Here is an 18996-nt window from a genome sequence, read left to right on the forward strand (position 1 = left end):
GGGGTCGACTGTTCATCCGGTCTACTCGCCTGGCGTCGCTCCGAAGAGCAGGAAGAACCGCTGGGCCGCTGCGATGTCGCCGTGCACGTCGATGTCGCCCGCCGAGACCGCCGATCGCAGCGCCGTGCCGCCGAACATCAGGTCCCGAAGTGCTCTGACCGTGCCGGTGACAGTGACGTCGACAGGGCCCGACCGACCACGGGCCACGCTGATCCCACTCGGGGAGACCCCCACCTCGAAGGCGTCGGTGCCCACCTGCAACCGGAGTCGAGCGGTCACCGGCGCGTCGGTCGGTGGTCGATAGAGGGCCTTGAGCAACAGCATGAACGCGTCCGTGCTCATCTCGACGTCCGGCTCCGCGGGCAGGCCGGCGCCCCACCGCGACAGCTCGATCAGCGTCGGCTCCAGTTGGTGACCGCGCTCGGTCAGCTCGTACGCGTGCACGCTTGCCGGCGGCCCGAGCTGCACCCGCCGGACGATGCCGGACTGCTCCAGCTCCCGCAGTCGCTGGCTGAGCACGTTCTGGCTGGCCTTCGGCAGGCCGGACCGCAGATCGCCGAAACGCTTCGGGCCGAACACCAACTCTCGGACGATCAACAGAGCCCAGCGCTCACCGACGATGTCCATCGTGCGCGCCGCCCCGCAGGCGTCCTGGTAAGTCCGCTGAGTCACATCGCCATCGTAGTCGGCGTCCACCGAACAGTGCTAACGTCGGACCACCTAGTCCTAACTTAGGAGCGCGTAATGGATGCACTGCTCGCCAAGGTGATCGAGCGCCACGGCGGCCTCGATCGCTGGAACACCGCGTCGACCCTCACCACCCGGCTCACCTACGGCGGCCCGTTCTGGGCGTTCAAGGGCCGCCCCGACTTCGACAGCACCGAACTGGTCGAGGCCGACCTGCACCGGGAACGGATCCGCCACGTCCAAGAGGGCACCGGCCAGGTCACCGAGTACGACAGCGACACCGACCGGGTCACCGTCACCGCAGCGGACGGCAGCCTGATCGACGAGCTGGCGAACCCTCGGGCCAGCTTCGCCGGCTACACCCAGGAGAGCCAGTGGACGCTCGCCCAGGCGGCCTACTTCCGTGGCTACGCCACCTGGCACTACCTGGTCGAGCCGTTCCTGTTCACCTGGCCAGGCGTCGAGGCGCACGAGGTCGAGCCGTGGAAGGAGGACGGCGAGTCGTGGCGCGTACTGCGCGTCACGTACCCCGAGAGCGTGCACACCCACAGCGACACCCAGCTGTACTACTTCGACGACGGCGGGTTGCTACGACGCATGGACTACCAGCCGGTGGTCAACGGCTCCTCCCCGGTCGCGCACTACGTCAGCGGAGCCACCGAGGTCGACGGGCTGGTCGTGCCGACACGACGCCGGATCCACATCCGCCAGGAGGACCGCACCCCGGACCTCTCCTGGACGCCGATCACCCTGGACCTGGCTGACGTCCGGATCCGCTGAGACCCCGATGGTGCCGCAGCGGACCCGGCGCCACGCCGCCGACCGGACGCCCCGGCCTTCAGGTCGAGGCGTCCGTCCGGCGCCGGCTCCGCTCAGCCCGCCGCCGCATCTGCTGGTACGCGCCGGTCAGCCCCATTGCCCGGCGTACCTCGAGCACCGTCTGGCGTACCTCCTGGCGGGTCCGTTCCGTACCCTCGACGATCAGCCGGTCGACCAGGCCCCGGTCGGCTTCGATCTCGGCCCGGCGCTGCCGGATCGGCGCCAGGAACCCCTCCAGCGCGACGATCAGCCGCTCCTTGACCTCTACGTCACCCACCCGCCCGGCGCGGTACCGCCGGGCCAGGTCGGTCACCTCGTCGCGGTCCGGATTGAAGACCGCGTGGTACGCGAAGACCGGGTTGCCTTCCACAGTGCCTGGCACGTCGGCCCGCACCCGGTTCGGGTCGGTGTACATGCCGAGCACCTTGCGACGCACCGTCGCCGCGTCGTCGGAGAGCGCGATCGAGTTGCCCCGGCTCTTGCTCATCTTGGCGGTGCCGTCGGTCCCCACCAGGCTCGGTGTGTCTGCCGGGATCAACTCGGGCACCGGGAAGACGGGGCCGTACAGGTGGTTGAACCGGCGGGCGATCTCCCTGGTCACCTCGACGTGTGCGGCGTTGTCCCGGCCGACCGGAACCACCTCTCCCTTCACGCAGAGGATGTCGGCGGCCTGGAGCACCGGATAACCCAGCAGCCCGTACGGCATCTCCTCCTTGCCGGCGTCGCGGGCCATGTCCTTGAGCGAGGGCACCCGTTCCAGCCGGGGGACGGTCACCAGGTTCTGGAGGAGGGTGTTGAGGTCGCCGACCTCGGGGATGGCCGACTGGAGGTAGAAGGTGGCCTGGTCCGGGTCGACGCCGGCGGCGAGGATGTCGGTCACCATCTCGCGGGCGTTGCCGGAGACCTGGTCGATGTCCTCCCGGCGGTTGCGGGTGGTGAGCATGTGCAGGTCGGCGATGATGAAGAAGCTCTCGTAGCGTCGGTGCAGCCGTACCCGGTTGGCGATGCTGCCGACGTAGTGGCCGAGGTGCAGGCGGCCGGTGGGCCGGTCGCCGGTGAGCATTCGTGCGACGGACATGGTGGTGCCTCTCGTTCCGTTGGTGGGTCACGCGTGGGCGCGCGCCGAGGAGGGCTGGCTCAGCCCTGGTCGGTCAGCGGGATCGACTCAGCGAGTCGCCCGCCATCGCGCGCCGGCGCGAAACCGCAGACCACCGGCACGGAGGACGTTCAGAAGTTGCTCACGGCCATCGCCGGAGCTGGTCGGGATCTCGGGCACGGCGCCGAGGAGGGGGCCGTCGACCAGGTCGACCGCCTCGGATGCGCAGTTGCCCGTCCGGACCACGGCCTCAGATTACTCGCGGGACGGCGCCGGGAGGGGGGAGGTAGCTGTCGGCGTAGTAGGTGCCGATGCGTTCCCGGTACTCCTGGTCGGCCGAAACCGGATCGAACGGTGGCGCGTCCTTGATCTGCTGGCGGGTCCGGTCGACGTGCACGACGCGTTCCTGGTGATCCACCCGGTCGACAGTCCCCGCCGGCAGCAACACCTTCTGGCCGAAGATCCACGGCCCGGTGTCCACCACCAGGTGCCCGGCGTCCGCCTCGTCGCTCGTCTCGTCGATGGTGCCGATGCGCCCGTCGCTCGCCTGCACCTGATAACCCACCAGGTCGACGGGCGTACCCGGGCCGGGGGCGTCCGGGCCGTCGTGCCCACCCTCCTGACCCTCCCCAGGGGTGACCGAGGGGGTGGTCTGCGTGTACCCGCCGGCCAAGGCGGACGGATCACGCCAGGCCCAGGGGTTGAAGATCGAGGGTTGCATGGGGCACCTCCAGGGGACGGTCCTCAGCTGTCCCCCTTCGCAGTGCCCATCCCGCTGACGCCGGAAACAGCCTGCGCTTTACGGGGAGGCGCTACTGCCGAGGTGTGGGGCGGTCCGCCCGGCGTACGTGCCGCCGCCGGTTCCGCGATGCCGGTGGCCGGCGCGGGCCCGGTGACCAGGTGCGCTGGCATACTCGGCTGCCATGGTGCTGTCGCGAGGGTGGAGTCTCTTCCTGGTCGGAGTCGGCGTCTGGACCTGGGTGATCTGGCCGAGGTTCGCGGTGGCCATCTGGCAGGACCCGCGGTCCTGGGCGTCCGGCACGGTGGCCGACGGCCCGGCCACCAGCTTCCTGTGGGTGCATGCGCTGCTGATCGCCGCGTCCCTGGCGATCGGCACCACTGCTGGCGTCCTCGGCGTCCGGGCCTGGCTCGCCACCCGGCGCCGGCATACCTCCTGAGGGCCCGCCGCTCCTGCGGATCGGGCTGGTCCGCGCCGGTACTGCTCGTGCCGCCGAACCCCCGTTGTGGCTGAACGCTTCTGACCTGCGAAGACGCTGCGGACGAGCAAATGTGACGCGCGCCGCTACCCGTGGATTTGACGATCAAACCCGCAGACGCGTAACTTTCTCTCTGCCAGCGCGGAACGGGGCAAACGGGACGAAGGTCCTAGAGCACCGAAACGGGATGGCAACCGGGTCAAGCAGGGGTTCGCTCCTGGGAGACGCGGTCCGGGCGGGGCTCGCCGGATTGGCCGCGAGGCGGATTTGGTGCGGCGAAGCCGACCGGGTAAGGTTCACGACCGGCAGGGAACCGGGCGAGACTGCGGGAAACCGCAGCGGCCGGTCTGCTGAATCCGACGACCTGACGCAGCGGTTCGCTGCTGCGTGAGTGCGCCGGCGCTGACCCGTACGAAGCATGACAGACCGGGACACACGGTTTGACACGGCGAAGACGGTGAGGTAACGTAGTAAAAGTGCCCGGCGCGAGAGCGACGGGGACGCGGTAAGGAAAGCCCCGGTTGGGGTTCCACTTGGTGGGGCTTCTGGTCGGTGTGTGGTTGTTCTTTGAGAACTCAACAGGGTGCTTGTAAAGCCAGTGCCAATTATGATTTATACCCCGGACTGGTCAGTTTTTGCTGGCTGGTTGGGATTCCTTTGGCAACATTTGTTTGTTGTCAGGATGCTGTTCAACTAATTTTTTGTTGGAGAGTTTGATCCTGGCTCAGGACGAACGCTGGCGGCGTGCTTAACACATGCAAGTCGAGCGGAAAGGCCCTTCGGGGTACTCGAGCGGCGAACGGGTGAGTAACACGTGAGCAACCTGCCCCAAGCTTTGGGATAACCCTCGGAAACGGGGGCTAATACCGAATAGGACTGCTGGCCGCATGGCTGGTGGTGGAAAGTTTTTCGGCTTGGGATGGGCTCGCGGCCTATCAGCTTGTTGGTGGGGTGATGGCCTACCAAGGCGACGACGGGTAGCCGGCCTGAGAGGGCGACCGGCCACACTGGGACTGAGACACGGCCCAGACTCCTACGGGAGGCAGCAGTGGGGAATATTGCACAATGGGCGGAAGCCTGATGCAGCGACGCCGCGTGAGGGATGACGGCCTTCGGGTTGTAAACCTCTTTCAGCAGGGACGAAGCGAGAGTGACGGTACCTGCAGAAGAAGCACCGGCCAACTACGTGCCAGCAGCCGCGGTAAGACGTAGGGTGCGAGCGTTGTCCGGATTTATTGGGCGTAAAGAGCTCGTAGGCGGCTTGTCGCGTCGACCGTGAAAACTTGGGGCTCAACCCCAAGCCTGCGGTCGATACGGGCAGGCTAGAGTTCGGTAGGGGAGACTGGAATTCCTGGTGTAGCGGTGAAATGCGCAGATATCAGGAGGAACACCGGTGGCGAAGGCGGGTCTCTGGGCCGATACTGACGCTGAGGAGCGAAAGCGTGGGGAGCGAACAGGATTAGATACCCTGGTAGTCCACGCTGTAAACGTTGGGCGCTAGGTGTGGGGGGCCTCTCCGGTTCCCTGTGCCGCAGCTAACGCATTAAGCGCCCCGCCTGGGGAGTACGGCCGCAAGGCTAAAACTCAAAGGAATTGACGGGGGCCCGCACAAGCGGCGGAGCATGCGGATTAATTCGATGCAACGCGAAGAACCTTACCTGGGTTTGACATGGCCGCAAAACTCACAGAGATGTGAGGTCCTTCGGGGGCGGTCACAGGTGGTGCATGGCTGTCGTCAGCTCGTGTCGTGAGATGTTGGGTTAAGTCCCGCAACGAGCGCAACCCTCGTTCGATGTTGCCAGCGCGTTATGGCGGGGACTCATCGAAGACTGCCGGGGTCAACTCGGAGGAAGGTGGGGATGACGTCAAGTCATCATGCCCCTTATGTCCAGGGCTTCACGCATGCTACAATGGCCGGTACAATGGGCTGCGATACCGTGAGGTGGAGCGAATCCCAAAAAGCCGGTCTCAGTTCGGATCGGGGTCTGCAACTCGACCCCGTGAAGTCGGAGTCGCTAGTAATCGCAGATCAGCAACGCTGCGGTGAATACGTTCCCGGGCCTTGTACACACCGCCCGTCACGTCACGAAAGTCGGCAACACCCGAAGCCGGTGGCCCAACCCTTGTGGAGGGAGCCGTCGAAGGTGGGGCTGGCGATTGGGACGAAGTCGTAACAAGGTAGCCGTACCGGAAGGTGCGGCTGGATCACCTCCTTTCTAAGGAGCACCTTCACCTGAAAGGGTGCAAGGAGCCCGCGGCCCACGAATGTTGGGTCGGGGTGCTCAGATGGCGGAGACACTGGCAAGTTTTTCCTCGGCAACGGTCGGGTTCACCTAGTACAGCTGCTCTTCGGGGTGGTGGGAACGGTTGGTCTCGGTGCGGCTGAGAAGGAATGTAAGCACCCTGTTGGGTCCTGAAGGAACAACCGTTGTGTTGTTGTTTCAGAGACGTGGCTGGCCTCCTGTGTGGGGGCTGGCAGTCTGCCAGGCATGGCCTGGCCCCACATACCGCTGGTCCGTCAAGGATCGGGTTTTGGTGTGGGGCGGATCGGGTTGTGGGTTGGTCGTTTGTTGAGAATTGCACAGTGGACGCGAGCATCTTTGTGGTCAAGTTGTCAAGGGCGAACGGTGAATGCCTTGGCACCAGGAGCCGATGAAGGACGTGGGAGGCCGCGATAGGCCTGGGGGAGCTGTCAACCAAGCTGTGATCCCAGGGTGTCCGAATGGGGAAACCTGGCACCAGTCATGTGGTGTCACCCACACCTGAACACATAGGGTGTGTGGAGGGAACGCGGGGAAGTGAAACATCTCAGTACCCGTAGGAAGAGAAAACAATTTAGTGATTCCGTGAGTAGTGGCGAGCGAAAGCGGATCGAGGCTAAACCGGCTGCGTGTGATACCTGTCAGGGGTTGCGTGGTCGGGGTTGTGGGACCCTGCTGAACAAGCTGACACTTGTTCGAGAAGTTACAAAGTCAGTGGCTAGTCGAACAGTCTGGAATGGCTGACCGTAGACGGTGAGAGTCCGGTAGGTGAAAGTTGCTGACCTTCTGTGGGTGTTCCCGAGTAGCGGCGGACCCCTGAAATCTGCCGTGAATCTGCCAGGACCACCTGGTAAGCCTAAATACTTCCTGGTGACCGATAGCGGACAAGTACCGTGAGGGAATGGTGAAAAGTACCCCGGGAGGGGAGTGAAATAGTACCTGAAACCGTTCGCCTACAATCCGTCGGAGCCTTGCGGGGTGACGGCGTGCCTTTTGAAGAATGAGCCTGCGAGTTAGTGGCATGTGGCGAGGTTAACCCGTGTGGGGGAGCCGTAGCGAAAGCGAGTCTGAATAGGGCGATTCAGTCGCGTGTCCTAGACCCGAAGCGGAGTGATCTAGCCATGGGCAGGCTGAAGCGCGGGTAAGACCGCGTGGAGGGCCGAACCCACCAATGTTGAAAAATTGGGGGATGACCTGTGGTTAGGGGTGAAAGGCCAATCAAACTCCGTGATAGCTGGTTCTCCCCGAAATGCATTTAGGTGCAGCGTCGCGTGTTTCTTGCCGGAGGTAGAGCACTGGATGGTCTAGGGGGCCCACAAGCTTACCGAAATCAGCCAAACTCCGAATGCCGGTAAGTGAGAGCGCGGCAGTGAGACTGCGGGGGATAAGCTTCGTAGTCGAGAGGGAAACAGCCCAGATCACCAGCTAAGGCCCCTAAGCGTGTGCTAAGTGGAAAAGGATGTGGGGTCGCATAGACAACCAGGAGGTTGGCTTAGAAGCAGCCACCCTTTAAAGAGTGCGTAATAGCTCACTGGTCAAGTGGTTCCGCGCCGACAATGTAGCGGGGCTCAAGCACACCGCCGAAGCTGTGGCATTCACATTTTATCCTCGCTTGGACTTGATTCCTTGTGCAGGTGTGTGGATGGGTAGGGGAGCGTCGTGCCGCGAGTGAAGCAGCGGGGTGACCCAGTTGTGGACGCGGCACGAGTGAGAATGCAGGCATGAGTAGCGAAAGAAGGGTGAGAAACCCTTCCGCCGGATGACCAAGGGTTCCAGGGCCAGGCTAATCCGCCCTGGGTGAGTCGGGACCTAAGGCGAGGCCGAGAGGCGTAGTCGATGGACAACGGGTTGATATTCCCGTACCCGCGAAAGAGCGTCCCTGATGAACCTCGTTGTGCTAACCACCCGAACTTGGTGAGGTCTTCGGACTGAGCTGAGGGAGCGTGGGAACCTGATGGGTAGTAGTCAAGCGATGGGGTGACGCAGGAAGGTAGCTGAGCCCGGCCGGTGGTTGTGCCGGGGTAAGCGTGTAGGCCGTGTTGTAGGCAAATCCGCAACACATGAAGGCTGAGACGTGATGCCGAGCCGATTCAGGTGAAGTCAGTGATCCTATGCTGCCGAGAAAAGCCTCTAGCGAGTTCTTAGCGGCCCGTACCCCAAACCGACACAGGTGGTCAGGTAGAGAATACCGAGGCGATCGGGCGAACTGTGGTTAAGGAACTCGGCAAATTGCCCCCGTAACTTAGGGAGAAGGGGGGCCGGAGACGTGAAGCCCCGCGCGGGTGGAGCGTTGTATGGCCGCAGAGAGCAGGGGGAAGCGACTGTTTACTAAAAACACAGGTCCATGCGAAGAAGTAATTCGATGTATATGGACTGACGCCTGCCCGGTGCTGGAACGTTAAGGGGACCTGTTAGCTCTTCGGGGCGAAGCGGAGAACTTAAGCGCCAGTAAACGGCGGTGGTAACTATAACCATCCTAAGGTAGCGAAATTCCTTGTCGGGTAAGTTCCGACCTGCACGAATGGCGTAACGACTTCCCCACTGTCTCAACCACAGGCCCGGCGAAATTGCAGTACGAGTAAAGATGCTCGTTACGCGCGGCAGGACGGAAAGACCCCGGGACCTTTACTATAGCTTGACATTGGTACTCGAATTAGCTTGTGTAGGATAGGTGGGAGCCGGTGAAGTCCATACGCCAGTATGGGTGGAGGCAATCTTGAAATACCACTCTGGTTGATTTGGGTATCTAACTTCGGACCGTTATCCGGTTCAGGGACAGTGTCTGGTGGGTAGTTTAACTGGGGCGGTTGCCTCCTAAAAGGTAACGGAGGCGCCCAAAGGTTCCCTCAGCCTGGTTGGCAATCAGGTGTTGAGTGCAAGTACACAAGGGAGCTTGACTGTGAGACTGACAGGTCGAGCAGGGACGAAAGTCGGGACTAGTGATCCGGCACTTGCGAGTGGAAGCGGTGTCGCTCAACGGATAAAAGGTACCCCGGGGATAACAGGCTGATCTTCCCCAAGAGTCCATATCGACGGGATGGTTTGGCACCTCGATGTCGGCTCGTCGCATCCTGGGGCTGTAGCAGGTCCCAAGGGTTGGGCTGTTCGCCCATTAAAGCGGTACGCGAGCTGGGTTTAGAACGTCGTGAGACAGTTCGGTCCCTATCCGCCGTGCGCGTAGGATACTTGAGAAGGGCTGTCCCTAGTACGAGAGGACCGGGACGGACGAACCTCTGGTGTGCCAGTTGTCCTGCCAAGGGCACGGCTGGTTAGCTACGTTCGGAAGGGATAACCGCTGAAAGCATCTAAGCGGGAAGCCTGCTTCAAGATGAGGTATCCCACCCACTTTGTGGGGTAAGGCCCCCAGCTAGACGACTGGGTTGATAGGCCGGAAATGTAAGCCCGGTAACGGGTTCAGTTGACCGGTACTAATAGGCCGAGGACTTGACTACTAAGCTGCTACGCGTCCACTGTGCAACTCTGAACAAGCGAACACCCGTGATTTTTGTGCCGGGGTTGTTTGATATGTTCATAGAGTTACGGCGGTCATGGCGGAGGGGAAACGCCCGGTTACATTCCGAACCCGGAAGCTAAGCCCTCCAGCGCCGATGGTACTGCACTCGTGAGGGTGTGGGAGAGTAGGACGCCGCCGGACAATCTTTCAGAAAAGGCCATCCCCTAACGGGGATGGCCTTTTCTGCGTTCGCCCTTTCTGCGTTTCCCTGCCTGGTTGATCGGCCCGGGTTTCCTGACACCGGGGTTACCCGGACGGCCGGTTAGGCCGGGTCAGGGGTCCGAGCTGGCCGAGGCCGGCAAGGTCATGCTCGATCCTGGTTGTAGTGGTGTTCGCACGTCGTGAGGCCACTACATCCAGGATGTTGCGCGATCTTGCGGCCGGACCAGGCCGCGGTCAGCGAGCGAAAGTGCAAGATCGCGGCGGTTCAGGCTGGGTCTGGCGCCCAGGGCTAGGCTCGGCCTGTGGATGAGGTCCTGATATTTGTGGTGTTCGCGGGCTGCGTGGCGGCGGTCCTGGGCATCCTCTGGTGGCTCGCTTCCCGGGTCCGTCGTCGTGGCATCGGTGGCGAGGTCATGGGTCCGTTCGAGGAGATGTGGCACCCTGCGGCGCACCGGTTCCGGGCCGAGATCCGGGTGCAGGAGACTCGCACGGTGCCGATGCCACCGCAGGGCGGCAAGCGCAACGGCACGACGGCAACGCCGCTGCACTGACTGGACCGACCTCAGAACTGACCTGACCACCCAGAGCAGAGCCCGGCCCTGGAGCAGAGCTGGGCCCTAGATTGGGAACTCAGGACGTCTTTGGCCCGCAGACGTAGCGGGGCTCCGCGTCGTAGCGCCAGGTGAACTTCTCCCGCTTGACCACCACGCCACCCTTCTTGATGACCCGGAAGGCGTCCTGGGTGAAGCCGTTGATGCCGTTGGTCTCGATGCACGAGGGGCCGGGAGCCAGATGGATCTGCTTCGGCGTCGTGACGTTGCGGCGCGGCCCGTACTCGGTCTTCACGCTGTCGTAGATCTTCGTGCTCCAGATCGACACGGTGATCGTGCTGGACGTGTACGACGTGTCGATGAGAACGCCGTACTCGGTGTTGTTGCGGAACTTGAAGTCCAGGTTCGGCCAGAAGATCGTCGACTCGATGACCGCCGGGTACCTGTCGAACCAGTACGAGTGCGGCTTGTGCTCGACGTCCTCCAAGCCGGCGTAGTAGGTCGCGTTGAAAAGCGTGGTGGTGAACTGCGAGGTGCCGCCGCCGACGCCCGGCACCAGCTTGCCGTCGAGAATGACAGGTGCGTCCCGGTAGCCCTGGGCGTAGCCGCGCTCGCCGGTGTGCCCGTTGAGCGAGAACGTCTTCCCAGGTAGTACGACAGTGCCGTCCACCTTCTTCGCGATGGTCGCGATGTTCTGGCTGCGCGACGAGGCCATGCCGCCGGTGAACCGGGTGGTGAAGGTCGACACCCGCTCCTTGATGCCCAGGCCGGCGAGTTTCTCCCCGGTGAGCTGCGGCGGTGTCGGCTTCAACTCGCCGGTCACCTCGCGGCCGTCCGCCTTCGGTAGCACGGTCAGCAGGTCTCGACTGAGGGCTGCAGTGTCCAGTTGCTGCCCGGATCGCCCCTCCTTGGCCGTGGGCCGGCCACCGGAAATCGTCATCGTGGCGTCCTTCGGCGGCACCTCGATGGCGGCCAGCTTGTCGCCGAGCGCCGCCCGCAGCCGCTTGACGTCCACCGAGGGGGTGAGCTTGCCGGTCTTGTCGGCACCGAACCGGAGGCTCTTCGCGATGGCGGCGGGCGGGATCGACACCTGGCCCTTGTTGGTGCGCAGGGTGACCGGCGCGGCGACCGCCGGCTTCGCCAGCTCGTCGACCATCCGGTCCAACTCCTCCGGGGTGGTCGCCGGGTGGGTCTCCACCAAGGGCACGGTGACCGGGGCGCCGGCCAACCAGCCGGTGCGGACCACCTCGGCGGAACGCTCCGGGTTCAGAGCCAGCCCGGGCTTGGGCTGTACGACCTTCGGCGTGGTGCCTTGATAGGTGATCGCCGGCATCGTCATGCCCTGGGCCTGGTTGCCGAGCACCTTACGGAGGGCGTCGTCCAACCGGGCCACGTCGACTGTCACCACGGGCTCGACGCTGCGGGAGCCGACCAGCCGGCTGACCGGGTGGGCGTCGGCCTCGGCGGCTGCCGCGACGGTCGCCGGCACGTCGACGGTCAGCCCCACGTCGGCGGGGTTGATCTCGGCGGTGCGGCCGTCGACGGTGACCTTCAGCGGCGTGGCCAGCGTTGCCGCTCGCCGGTCCAGCTCCGCCCGCAACTCCCGGTCGGCGTCCGCGCGGCTCCGGCCGCCCAGTTCGGTGCCGAGCACGCTGGTGCCACGGGGAACGTCACCGGCGTACGCCCAGGCGCCGGCACCCGCCACGGCGGCGAGGACGCCACCGGTGATGCCTGCGGCGAGCAGAGTGCGCACGCGACGGGGCCGGCGCGGGCCGCCGTCCGGCTCGCCGGGAGCGGCTGTGGTGACCGGCTCAGGTCCGTCGTCCGGCCAGGTGACCGCGGTGACCTGCACTGTGGGCCGGTCGTCGGCGGGTGGACTGTTTTCGCCGTACAGCGTCACTGCAACCTCGATCGCCAGGGTGCCGCGGGAGGTCCTCCCTCCCGGAGGCACCTACGGTAACGAATGCCCGGCCGTCCTCGTCGGCTACGCCCGCCAGGCGCTGCTACCGCGTGTCGTTCGGCGTGTCGCACGGGTCCGGGGGCGGTGCCGACGGCCGACCACCGACGTGGCACGGTGACCGGGTGGACACTGCGGAGCGGGTGTTGGCGTACGGGGGCGGTTCGCTGGACCGGGCGGGACCGTTGCGCACCGATCCGACGCGGTTGGGCGCGCTGCTCAGCGAGGCGACCAGCGTTCTGCTGCCGATGTGGCGGGACCGTTGTCTCGTGGACGGGCACGGGCCGGTTCGGCTCAGCGCGGAGCGCGCGGCGCTGGTCCGGTCCGCCGCCGGCGAGACCGTCTTCCTGGGGCTCGATGGGGAGTCCGCCGTGTTCGCCGCGGACCTCTCCGCGCTCCCCGAGCGGTCCGCCGTCGAGATGGCCGGTGCGGTGCGGTCCGTCGACGTGCGGGCACTGGTCGGGCGGATTGAACCCGCCGACGCGGCCGTCCTGGCGTACGCCAGGGGTTTGTTGCACTGGCACCGGCAGCAGCGATTCTGCGGGACGTGCGCCGCGCCGGCCGTCGCCGGCGGCGGCGGGCACCTGCGGACCTGCACCGGTACGGAGTGCGGACGTCTGCTGTTCCCCCGGATCGAGCCGGCCATCATCGTGTTGGTCGAGGCGCCCGGTCGGTCGGGGCGCTGTCTGCTGGCCCGGCACGCGGGCGCGGCCGAGGACGCGTACTCGACGCTGGCCGGCTTCGTCGAGATCGGCGAGAGCCTGGAGGACGCGGTCTGTCGGGAGATGGGCGAGGAGGCGGGCGTGACAGTCACCGACGTGACCTATCAGGGGTCACAGGCGTGGCCGTTCCCCGCCGGCCTGATGGTGGGTTTCCGGGCCACCGCCACCTCCGACGAGGTACGCGTGGACGGCGAGGAGTTGTTGGAGGCGCGCTGGTTCACCCGGGCGGAGCTGCGGGACCGGGTGGCCTCGGGTCGTCCGCTCGGTCGGGTGGACTCGATCGACCACCGACTGCTGACGGACTGGCTCGCGGAGGGCTAGCCGGCTCGGCCGCCGCAACCGGCGCGCGCCGACGGGCCGTCACCGCCATCAGCGCGGTGGTGACGATGGCCGTGCCCACTGCCGCGAGGAGAAGACCGGGGACGGTGTGGGGCCGGAGGGTCGCGGTGACGGCCACCAGGCCGGCCACGCCCACCCACAGCGGTGCCGCCGCCCAGCGCGCGCCGGCCGCGAGGCGGTCGTTGAGCAGCACGAACGTCACCGCGTAGAGCGCACCGACCGCCGCGAAGAGGGGCGCGTACCGGCCCAGGTGGTCGTAGTCGGGCCCACCGGCGAGGCGGAAGGCGAGCCCTCCGGCGAGCGTCGAGGCGAGGACCAGCACCACGCCACACCCGCCTGTCACCGCGAGCGCAACCGTTCGGCTGCGCCGGTCACCGCGGGCCAGCCGTGGTAGGGCGAGGACGGCGGCGACCTGCGGTGCCCAGAGCGCGCCCTTGCTCAGGACGGTGCCGACCGAGTACGCCCCGGAATCCGACGGGGACAGCAACTGCCGGGACAGCAGCAGGTCGGCGTAGGAGACGACGAGCATCGCCAGTGTCGCACCGCAGCCGGCCACGACCTGGGCGACGGTCAGCCGGGGGGCGGTGGACGACCGTTGGGGCTCGCGGGCGAGTCGGGCCAGCACCGCAGGGGTGAGGGCGGCGGTCAACGCGCCGACCGCGAGTGCGCCGGTCGGTCCCGCGCCGAGCAGCAACCCGGCGATCACGCCGCCGTAGCGGCCGGCGGCGAGCACTGCCATCCCGATGGCGAGTCGTACGAAGCGTTGCCCACCCTGCAACTCTCCGAGGGACCGGGAGGAGAGCACGATCGCCGCGGTGGTGACCGCCAGCAGCGCGGGCATCTCGACCGGGAGATCCAGGGCGGTGACCAGCAGTGGTGTCGCCGCGACGAGGGTTCCCGCGCACACTGCGGCGGTGACGGCGGTGAGCCGCCGAGTGTCGGAGGCGCCGTGCCGGGCGTGGTGCACGGCGACGGCCAGTTGCAGGCCGAGCCCGGGCACACCGACGATGGCCACCAGACCGAGGGCGGCGGCGAGCACGCTGAGGTCGGCCGGGTCGAGCCGCCGGGCGGCCAGGACCGGTACCAGGTAGGCCAGGCCGTTGACCAGGACCCCGGCCACTGTGACGCTGACCCCGGCAGCGCCGAGGCCCGTGCTCCATCCGCGGGTCAGCTCCGTCTGGGCCGTCTTCTCCCGACGGACGGGTCGTCGGAGGCTCACGTGATCTCGGAGAAGGTCGGGAGCTGCCCGTCGGCTGGCCCGGCCGACTGGCCGGGCCTCGCCGGCTCGGCCGCGTCGTGCTCGGCCGGGTACGGCTTCGATCCCTCCGCGACCGGCGCAGCCGCCGCAACGACTGGGGTCGCGGCGGTCGGTCTGGCCCGGCGTACGGGCCGTCGTCGGGCGGCGGTGGAGAGCCAGAGGGCACCCAGGGCGACGACGATGGTGAGTTGCACGAGCGCGTCGGTGTTCCGCCGCGTCGAATCGAGGTAGAGCAACCCGGCGAGCAGGACGAGCGCGCCGGGGAGCCAGGTCTCGACGGCCCGGCTGATGGTCCTGACCCGACGTGGGTCGACCGGCCAGGGCAGGCGGCGTGGGCCGGGTACCGCCAGCATGAATCCCGCCGCGACCAGCAGGCCCCCGATGAGGCCGCTCCACAGCACCAGCGCGGCGGCCCCGACGGCCAGCAGCGGCAGCGAGCGGGTGACCCGACGTCGGCCGCGTGGTGGAACGGTCGCCGAGGTGCGCCCGGTGGGCTGTCGGGCGGGCACCACAGCGAGCAGGACCACCACCGCGAGCAGGATGCCGCCGAGGAGAAGCCCCGCCCGGTACGGCGTGTCCGGTGCGAAACGCAACAGCACCTCTCCGGAGGCGCCGGCGGGAAGGATCCAGCCCTGCTGCCAACCGTCCACCACCAGTGGTTTCAGCGTCCGCCCGCCGAGGGTGGCCTGCCAGCCGATGTTGGTGTTCTCCCGCACGGCGAGCACCCGGTCGACGGGGTGACTGGCCACTCGTACCCGTCGCTCGGTGGCCGCCCAGGATTCGATCTCGGTGGCGCTGGCGGTCACCGAGGCCGGTGTGGTCGTCTTCGGTACCAGGGCGACAGTGGTGGGCGAGGCCAGCTTGCTCTGGGTGGCGACGATGCGGTGCTCCCCGCGGCCCAGGTCGAGCTGCCGGGGCGTGTCCCGGCCGCACGGCGTCACCGGCATCTCGCGCATTTCCAGCAGGTCGCGGAGCGTGCCGCGCAGCGTGGTGGTCACCCGCGCCGCGCCGATCTGGAGCGTCGGCCCCGATCCGCAGGCCAGCGTCAGGGGTGCGTCGGGGCGCGGTCCGACGGTGGGCGCTCCGGGTAGCACCGTCACCTCGCCGACCGCGACGGGCAACCGCTCCGGCAACCGCAGCTTGTACGGGTCGGTGCTGGTGGCGGACGGCTTGTCGAGGAACTGGATGGTGATCTCGTCGGTCCGCATCGGCGGGTCCAGGCGGAGCAGCCCGTCGTCGCCGAGCAGGCTGCTGCGGAAGCCGTCGTCGCCGACCACCCGCACACTGCCGAGACGGGTGGCGGGTGTCGTGTCGTCGACGGAGAAGCGGAGCCCGGTGATGGTCTGCGGCTTGAGCCACTTGAGTCGCAGGATCGGTGCCTCGTCGTCGATCGCCGGTGACCAACTGGTGGCCGGGTTCCCGTCGAGCGCCGCCCCGGCCCGGCCGGCCGGGTCGGGTACTGCCGTCGAGGAGGCGCTGATCTGCGCCGCGAGGCGTAGCGGCTGCGCGTCGGTCACCAGCTTGTCGAGGGCGTTGTCCAGGTCGGGGCCGGCCGTCGGCCGCGCCCACAGCTTGGCGTCGTACGCGCCGGCCGCCGGCAGGGTGAGGGTCCGGTCGATGGTGGACCCGTCCTCGGAACCGCGGATGACGTCGGTGGAGCAGCGCGGATGCCCGTCGACGGAGAAGCAGGCCGGCGTGGTGGGCGCCGCGGACACGACGACGGTCGCCGGCCGGTCGGTGACCGGTGCGGTGGGCAGGACGAGGGTGCGGCTGGTCTGGATGCCCGGAATCTTGATCTCGGCGATACCGACCGAGCCGTTTCCGAACGGGCGCAGGTCGTACGCGCTGTCGACCGAGACCCGGACCTCGCGGGTGGCGTGGACGCCGGGCAGTTCGAACACCATGTGGTCGCTGAACTGTTCGATGGTGCTGCTCTCGTACCCGGCGCTGACGGTCACCGTCGTGGGTAGGGCATCGGCCTTCAGGTCGAACCACACCTCGACCCGGCTGACGGTCGTCGGGTTGGCGAGGCCCACCTCGATCCACTGTCTGTCGCTGGGCGAGTACGGCGCGGACTGCCAGGAGGTCGCCGGGTTGCCGTCCATCGCCGCGTACGGCTGGTGCTCGGGGCGGGCACCGCCGGGGGAGCCCACCTGCGAGCGGGCGGTGGAGGTGCGGATCGCGTCGATGCCCTCGAAACGGGCGACGGTGGAGTGCTCCGCGCCCCACTCGGGCAGGTAGTCGTGGGCGGGCGCGGTGACCTCGAAGGTGTCGTCGGCGGTCATCGTCTGGGAGGTGTTGTCACGCAGTCCGCCGAACGACACGTCCCGCCTGCGCAGGCCATCGGTCATCGCCACCGGTCCGGCGACGTCGGCTGCCGACGCGTCGCCGGCCAGGACGGTGGGCGCCGAGCCGAGTTGCCCCGCCGCGGCGAGGTCGAGCAGTGATTCGGGGCCACCGACCACAGTGGTCACGTCGGTTCTGTCGTAGGCGACCACCGGCGAGACGGGCCGGTCGACCCGGTAGACCTCCAGCGCCCGGACGGGCACGTCGAGCCCGTGGTCGCGGAACTCGTCGGGGGACGACGGCCCGCCGCGCAGGGGGCCGAAGGACGTGACGTGGGTCAACCCGGGTGAGCGCTCCAGCGCCTGCCGGACCACCGCTGGGCGGGCCGTGTCGGAGCGGCCGTGGTCGAGGTCGGCGCGGAACAGGACGTGACTGATGCCGGATCGGGCCAGCAGGTCCGCCAGGCCGGTCGACCCGGCGCCCGTGGCGAGCGTCGACTCGATCACGTCCAGCAGCCGGATCGTGGTCGGAGGGGTGAAGGGGATGGCGTTGCGTACCGCCCACCGGCTGTTGAGCAGCGGCTGGGTGATCTCGTCGGTGGTGTTGCCCCAGTCGTACGACGGAAAACGCGCCCCGGGTACGACGAGCACCCGCCCGCGCCCCGTGTTCGCGTCGAGCCAGTCGGTGGCGTCGTGCCAGTAGCCGGGCACCTCCTTGACGCTGCCCGGGGTGGCGAGACCGCCCGCGAGGGCGGGTGTGGCGACCGCCGTGACGGCGACGATGGCGGCGCCGGCGGTCAGCCAGGCGCGTGCGACGGTTCGCGGGCGGTGCCGCGCGGGCGCGGTGCGCGCCGCCCGGACGGCCAGCCCGATCAGGTGCGCCATGCCCAGGCACAGGGGTAGGCGGAGCAGGACGTCGAACTTGTGCACGTTGCGCAGGGGTGCGCCGACGCCGTCGAGGAACTCCCGCTGCGGCCCGGCGAGGATGTTCGGCAGGTCGCCGACGTGCCCGAGGCCGACGAGCGCGACGCCGAGCACCAGACCGGTGATGAGGAACCGGCGGTGCGGCATCCCCCGTCGGGACAGCCCGAGCACACCGAGGGCGGCGACCGCCAGGGTGGCGGCGACCAGCACCGCCTCGTTGGCGAGCCGCGCACCGGACGGGATGGTCGGTCCGAACGGGGAGGCCAGGTAGGCGACCCAGTACGAGGCGCCGCGCAGTGTGGTCACCCCGTCGGTGACGCTCGTGGTGTTTCGGGCGGTCTCGATGTAGTCCAGGAAGGGTGGGCTGTACCGCCCGAGGACCAGCAGCGGAACCAACCACCACGCGGTGGCCAGGGCCACAGCGCCACACCAGGCGGCGATGGCGGTGACCCGGCGGCGTACGGGCTGGACGGTGGCGAGCCAGAGCAGGGCCAGTGGCACCACGGCGAACACGGCGGTGGCGTTGACCCCACCGGCGCAGGCGACGGCGAGGGCTGACGCGGCGACGGCGCGTCGCAGTCGCGTGCCGGCGGCGAGACCGACCAGCGGAATGAGCACCCAGGGTGCGACGGCGCTGGGCCATGCTTCCACCGAGGACCAGCCGAGCTGGGTGAGGATGCGCGGTGACAGCGCGAAGGCGACGCCGGCGATCATGCGCCCGGCGGGCGTTCCGATGGTGAGCCGGCCCGCCAGGCGCACGGCCCCCAGGTAGGCGACACAGAAGAGCAGCGCCCACCACAGCCGCTGCACCACCCACGGCGCGAGGCCGGACTCCGACCCGAGCAGGAAGAACGGGCCCATCGGCCAGAGATAGCCGTACGCCTGGTTCTGTAGTTGGCCGAACGTGCCGGTGGGGTCCCACAGGTGCAGGGAGCGGAGCAGCCACCCGGCCGGGTTGACGTTCAGGTCGACCTTGGTGTCCGGGACGACCTGGCCCGGGGCCTGCTGGAAGGCGAGGGCGGTGAGTGCGATGCAGATGACCAGGTGCCGGAACCGTCGGGCCGTGTGCCGGCTCCGGCTGGACCCCGGAGCGGCGCCACTGGCCACCTCTGCACGCATTTCGGCTCCTGTCTTCACCGGCCGGACGCGCACCTGCAGCCGACGACTGTCGCGCGACGTTATCCGGACCGGGCACGGACGGGCG

General features: G+C 67.4%; 10 protein-coding genes and 3 rRNA genes. 7 read left to right on the forward strand and 6 right to left on the reverse strand.

What is annotated here, in order from left to right:
• Window positions 1-21: 21 nt before the first annotated feature.
• Complete coding sequence (locus tag OG598_RS27965) at window positions 22-672, reverse strand: winged helix-turn-helix transcriptional regulator (RefSeq protein WP_328651752.1); 651 nt, start codon at window positions 670-672, stop codon at window positions 22-24.
• Between the two features lie 72 nt (window positions 673-744).
• Between OG598_RS27965 and OG598_RS27970 the strand changes: the two genes are divergently transcribed.
• The gene (locus OG598_RS27970) at window positions 745-1467 is read left to right on the forward strand and encodes a hypothetical protein (RefSeq protein WP_328651753.1); all 723 of its coding nucleotides are present in this window, start codon (window positions 745-747) and stop codon (window positions 1465-1467) included.
• A gap of 58 nt (window positions 1468-1525) precedes the next feature.
• Here OG598_RS27970 and trpS read toward each other — a convergent pair whose 3' ends face one another.
• Window positions 1526-2584: a tryptophan--tRNA ligase gene (trpS, locus tag OG598_RS27975; protein ID WP_328651754.1), complete on the reverse strand. Its 1059-nt coding sequence runs from the start codon at window positions 2582-2584 to the stop codon at window positions 1526-1528.
• A 268-nt stretch (window positions 2585-2852) separates the two neighbouring features.
• Entirely contained in the window at window positions 2853-3323 is a 471-nt protein-coding gene (locus OG598_RS27980; RefSeq protein WP_328651755.1) for a PRC-barrel domain-containing protein, read from the reverse strand.
• A gap of 202 nt (window positions 3324-3525) precedes the next feature.
• On the opposite strand from OG598_RS27980, the gene OG598_RS27985 reads away from it, so the two are divergent.
• From OG598_RS27985 to OG598_RS28005, 5 genes are all read left to right on the forward strand, one after another.
• Window positions 3526-3780, forward strand: a complete 255-nt coding sequence (locus OG598_RS27985; RefSeq protein WP_328651756.1) for an SCO4848 family membrane protein — start codon at window positions 3526-3528, stop codon at window positions 3778-3780.
• Window positions 3781-4520: 740 nt separating this feature from the next.
• A 16S ribosomal RNA gene (locus tag OG598_RS27990) occupies window positions 4521-6035 on the forward strand.
• A gap of 388 nt (window positions 6036-6423) precedes the next feature.
• Window positions 6424-9532, forward strand: a 23S ribosomal RNA gene (locus OG598_RS27995).
• Between the two features lie 86 nt (window positions 9533-9618).
• A 5S ribosomal RNA gene (gene rrf, locus OG598_RS28000) occupies window positions 9619-9735 on the forward strand.
• Together the 16S, 23S and 5S rRNA genes form the textbook arrangement of a ribosomal RNA operon.
• Before the next feature lie 323 nt (window positions 9736-10058).
• Window positions 10059-10307 (forward strand): hypothetical protein, encoded by a 249-nt coding sequence (locus tag OG598_RS28005; RefSeq protein ID WP_328651757.1) that lies wholly within the window; start codon window positions 10059-10061, stop codon window positions 10305-10307.
• A 79-nt stretch (window positions 10308-10386) separates the two neighbouring features.
• Here the strand turns inward: OG598_RS28005 and OG598_RS28010 are convergent, their stop codons facing one another.
• Window positions 10387-12207, reverse strand: coding sequence for a VanW family protein (locus OG598_RS28010; RefSeq protein ID WP_328651758.1), 1821 nt, complete (start codon window positions 12205-12207; stop codon window positions 10387-10389).
• Window positions 12208-12389: 182 nt separating this feature from the next.
• Between OG598_RS28010 and nudC the strand changes: the two genes are divergently transcribed.
• Window positions 12390-13307 carry an NAD(+) diphosphatase gene (gene nudC, locus OG598_RS28015; protein WP_328651759.1) on the forward strand — a complete coding sequence of 306 codons (918 nt, stop codon included), beginning with the start codon at window positions 12390-12392 and terminating at the stop codon, window positions 13305-13307.
• Here the strand turns inward: nudC and OG598_RS28020 are convergent.
• On the reverse strand, window positions 13204-14544 hold the full coding sequence (locus OG598_RS28020) for a lipopolysaccharide biosynthesis protein (RefSeq protein ID WP_442931393.1): 1341 nt from the start codon (window positions 14542-14544) through the stop codon (window positions 13204-13206). The genes nudC and OG598_RS28020 overlap by 104 nt on opposite strands.
• Entirely contained in the window at window positions 14541-18911 is a 4371-nt protein-coding gene (locus OG598_RS28025) for an alpha-(1->3)-arabinofuranosyltransferase (protein WP_328651760.1), read from the reverse strand. The genes OG598_RS28020 and OG598_RS28025 overlap by 4 nt, the downstream gene beginning before the upstream one ends.
• Window positions 18912-18996: the final 85 nt, after the last annotated feature.

This window comes from Micromonospora sp. NBC_00330 (genome assembly GCF_036136635.1).
Classification (GTDB): Bacteria; Actinomycetota; Actinomycetes; order Mycobacteriales; family Micromonosporaceae; genus Micromonospora; species Micromonospora salmantinae.

Excerpts from the sequence above, each read along its gene's own strand:
- OG598_RS27970 (WP_328651753.1), top strand. The coding sequence starts at position 745 with ATGGATGCACTGCTCGCCAAGGTGATCGAGCGCCACGGCGGCCTCGAT.
- trpS (WP_328651754.1), bottom strand. The coding sequence starts at position 2,584 with ATGTCCGTCGCACGAATGCTCACCGGCGACCGGCCCACCGGCCGCCTG.
- OG598_RS27980 (WP_328651755.1), bottom strand. The coding sequence starts at position 3,323 with ATGCAACCCTCGATCTTCAACCCCTGGGCCTGGCGTGATCCGTCCGCC.
- OG598_RS27985 (WP_328651756.1), top strand. The coding sequence starts at position 3,526 with ATGGTGCTGTCGCGAGGGTGGAGTCTCTTCCTGGTCGGAGTCGGCGTC.
- OG598_RS28025 (WP_328651760.1), bottom strand. The coding sequence starts at position 18,911 with ATGCGTGCAGAGGTGGCCAGTGGCGCCGCTCCGGGGTCCAGCCGGAGC.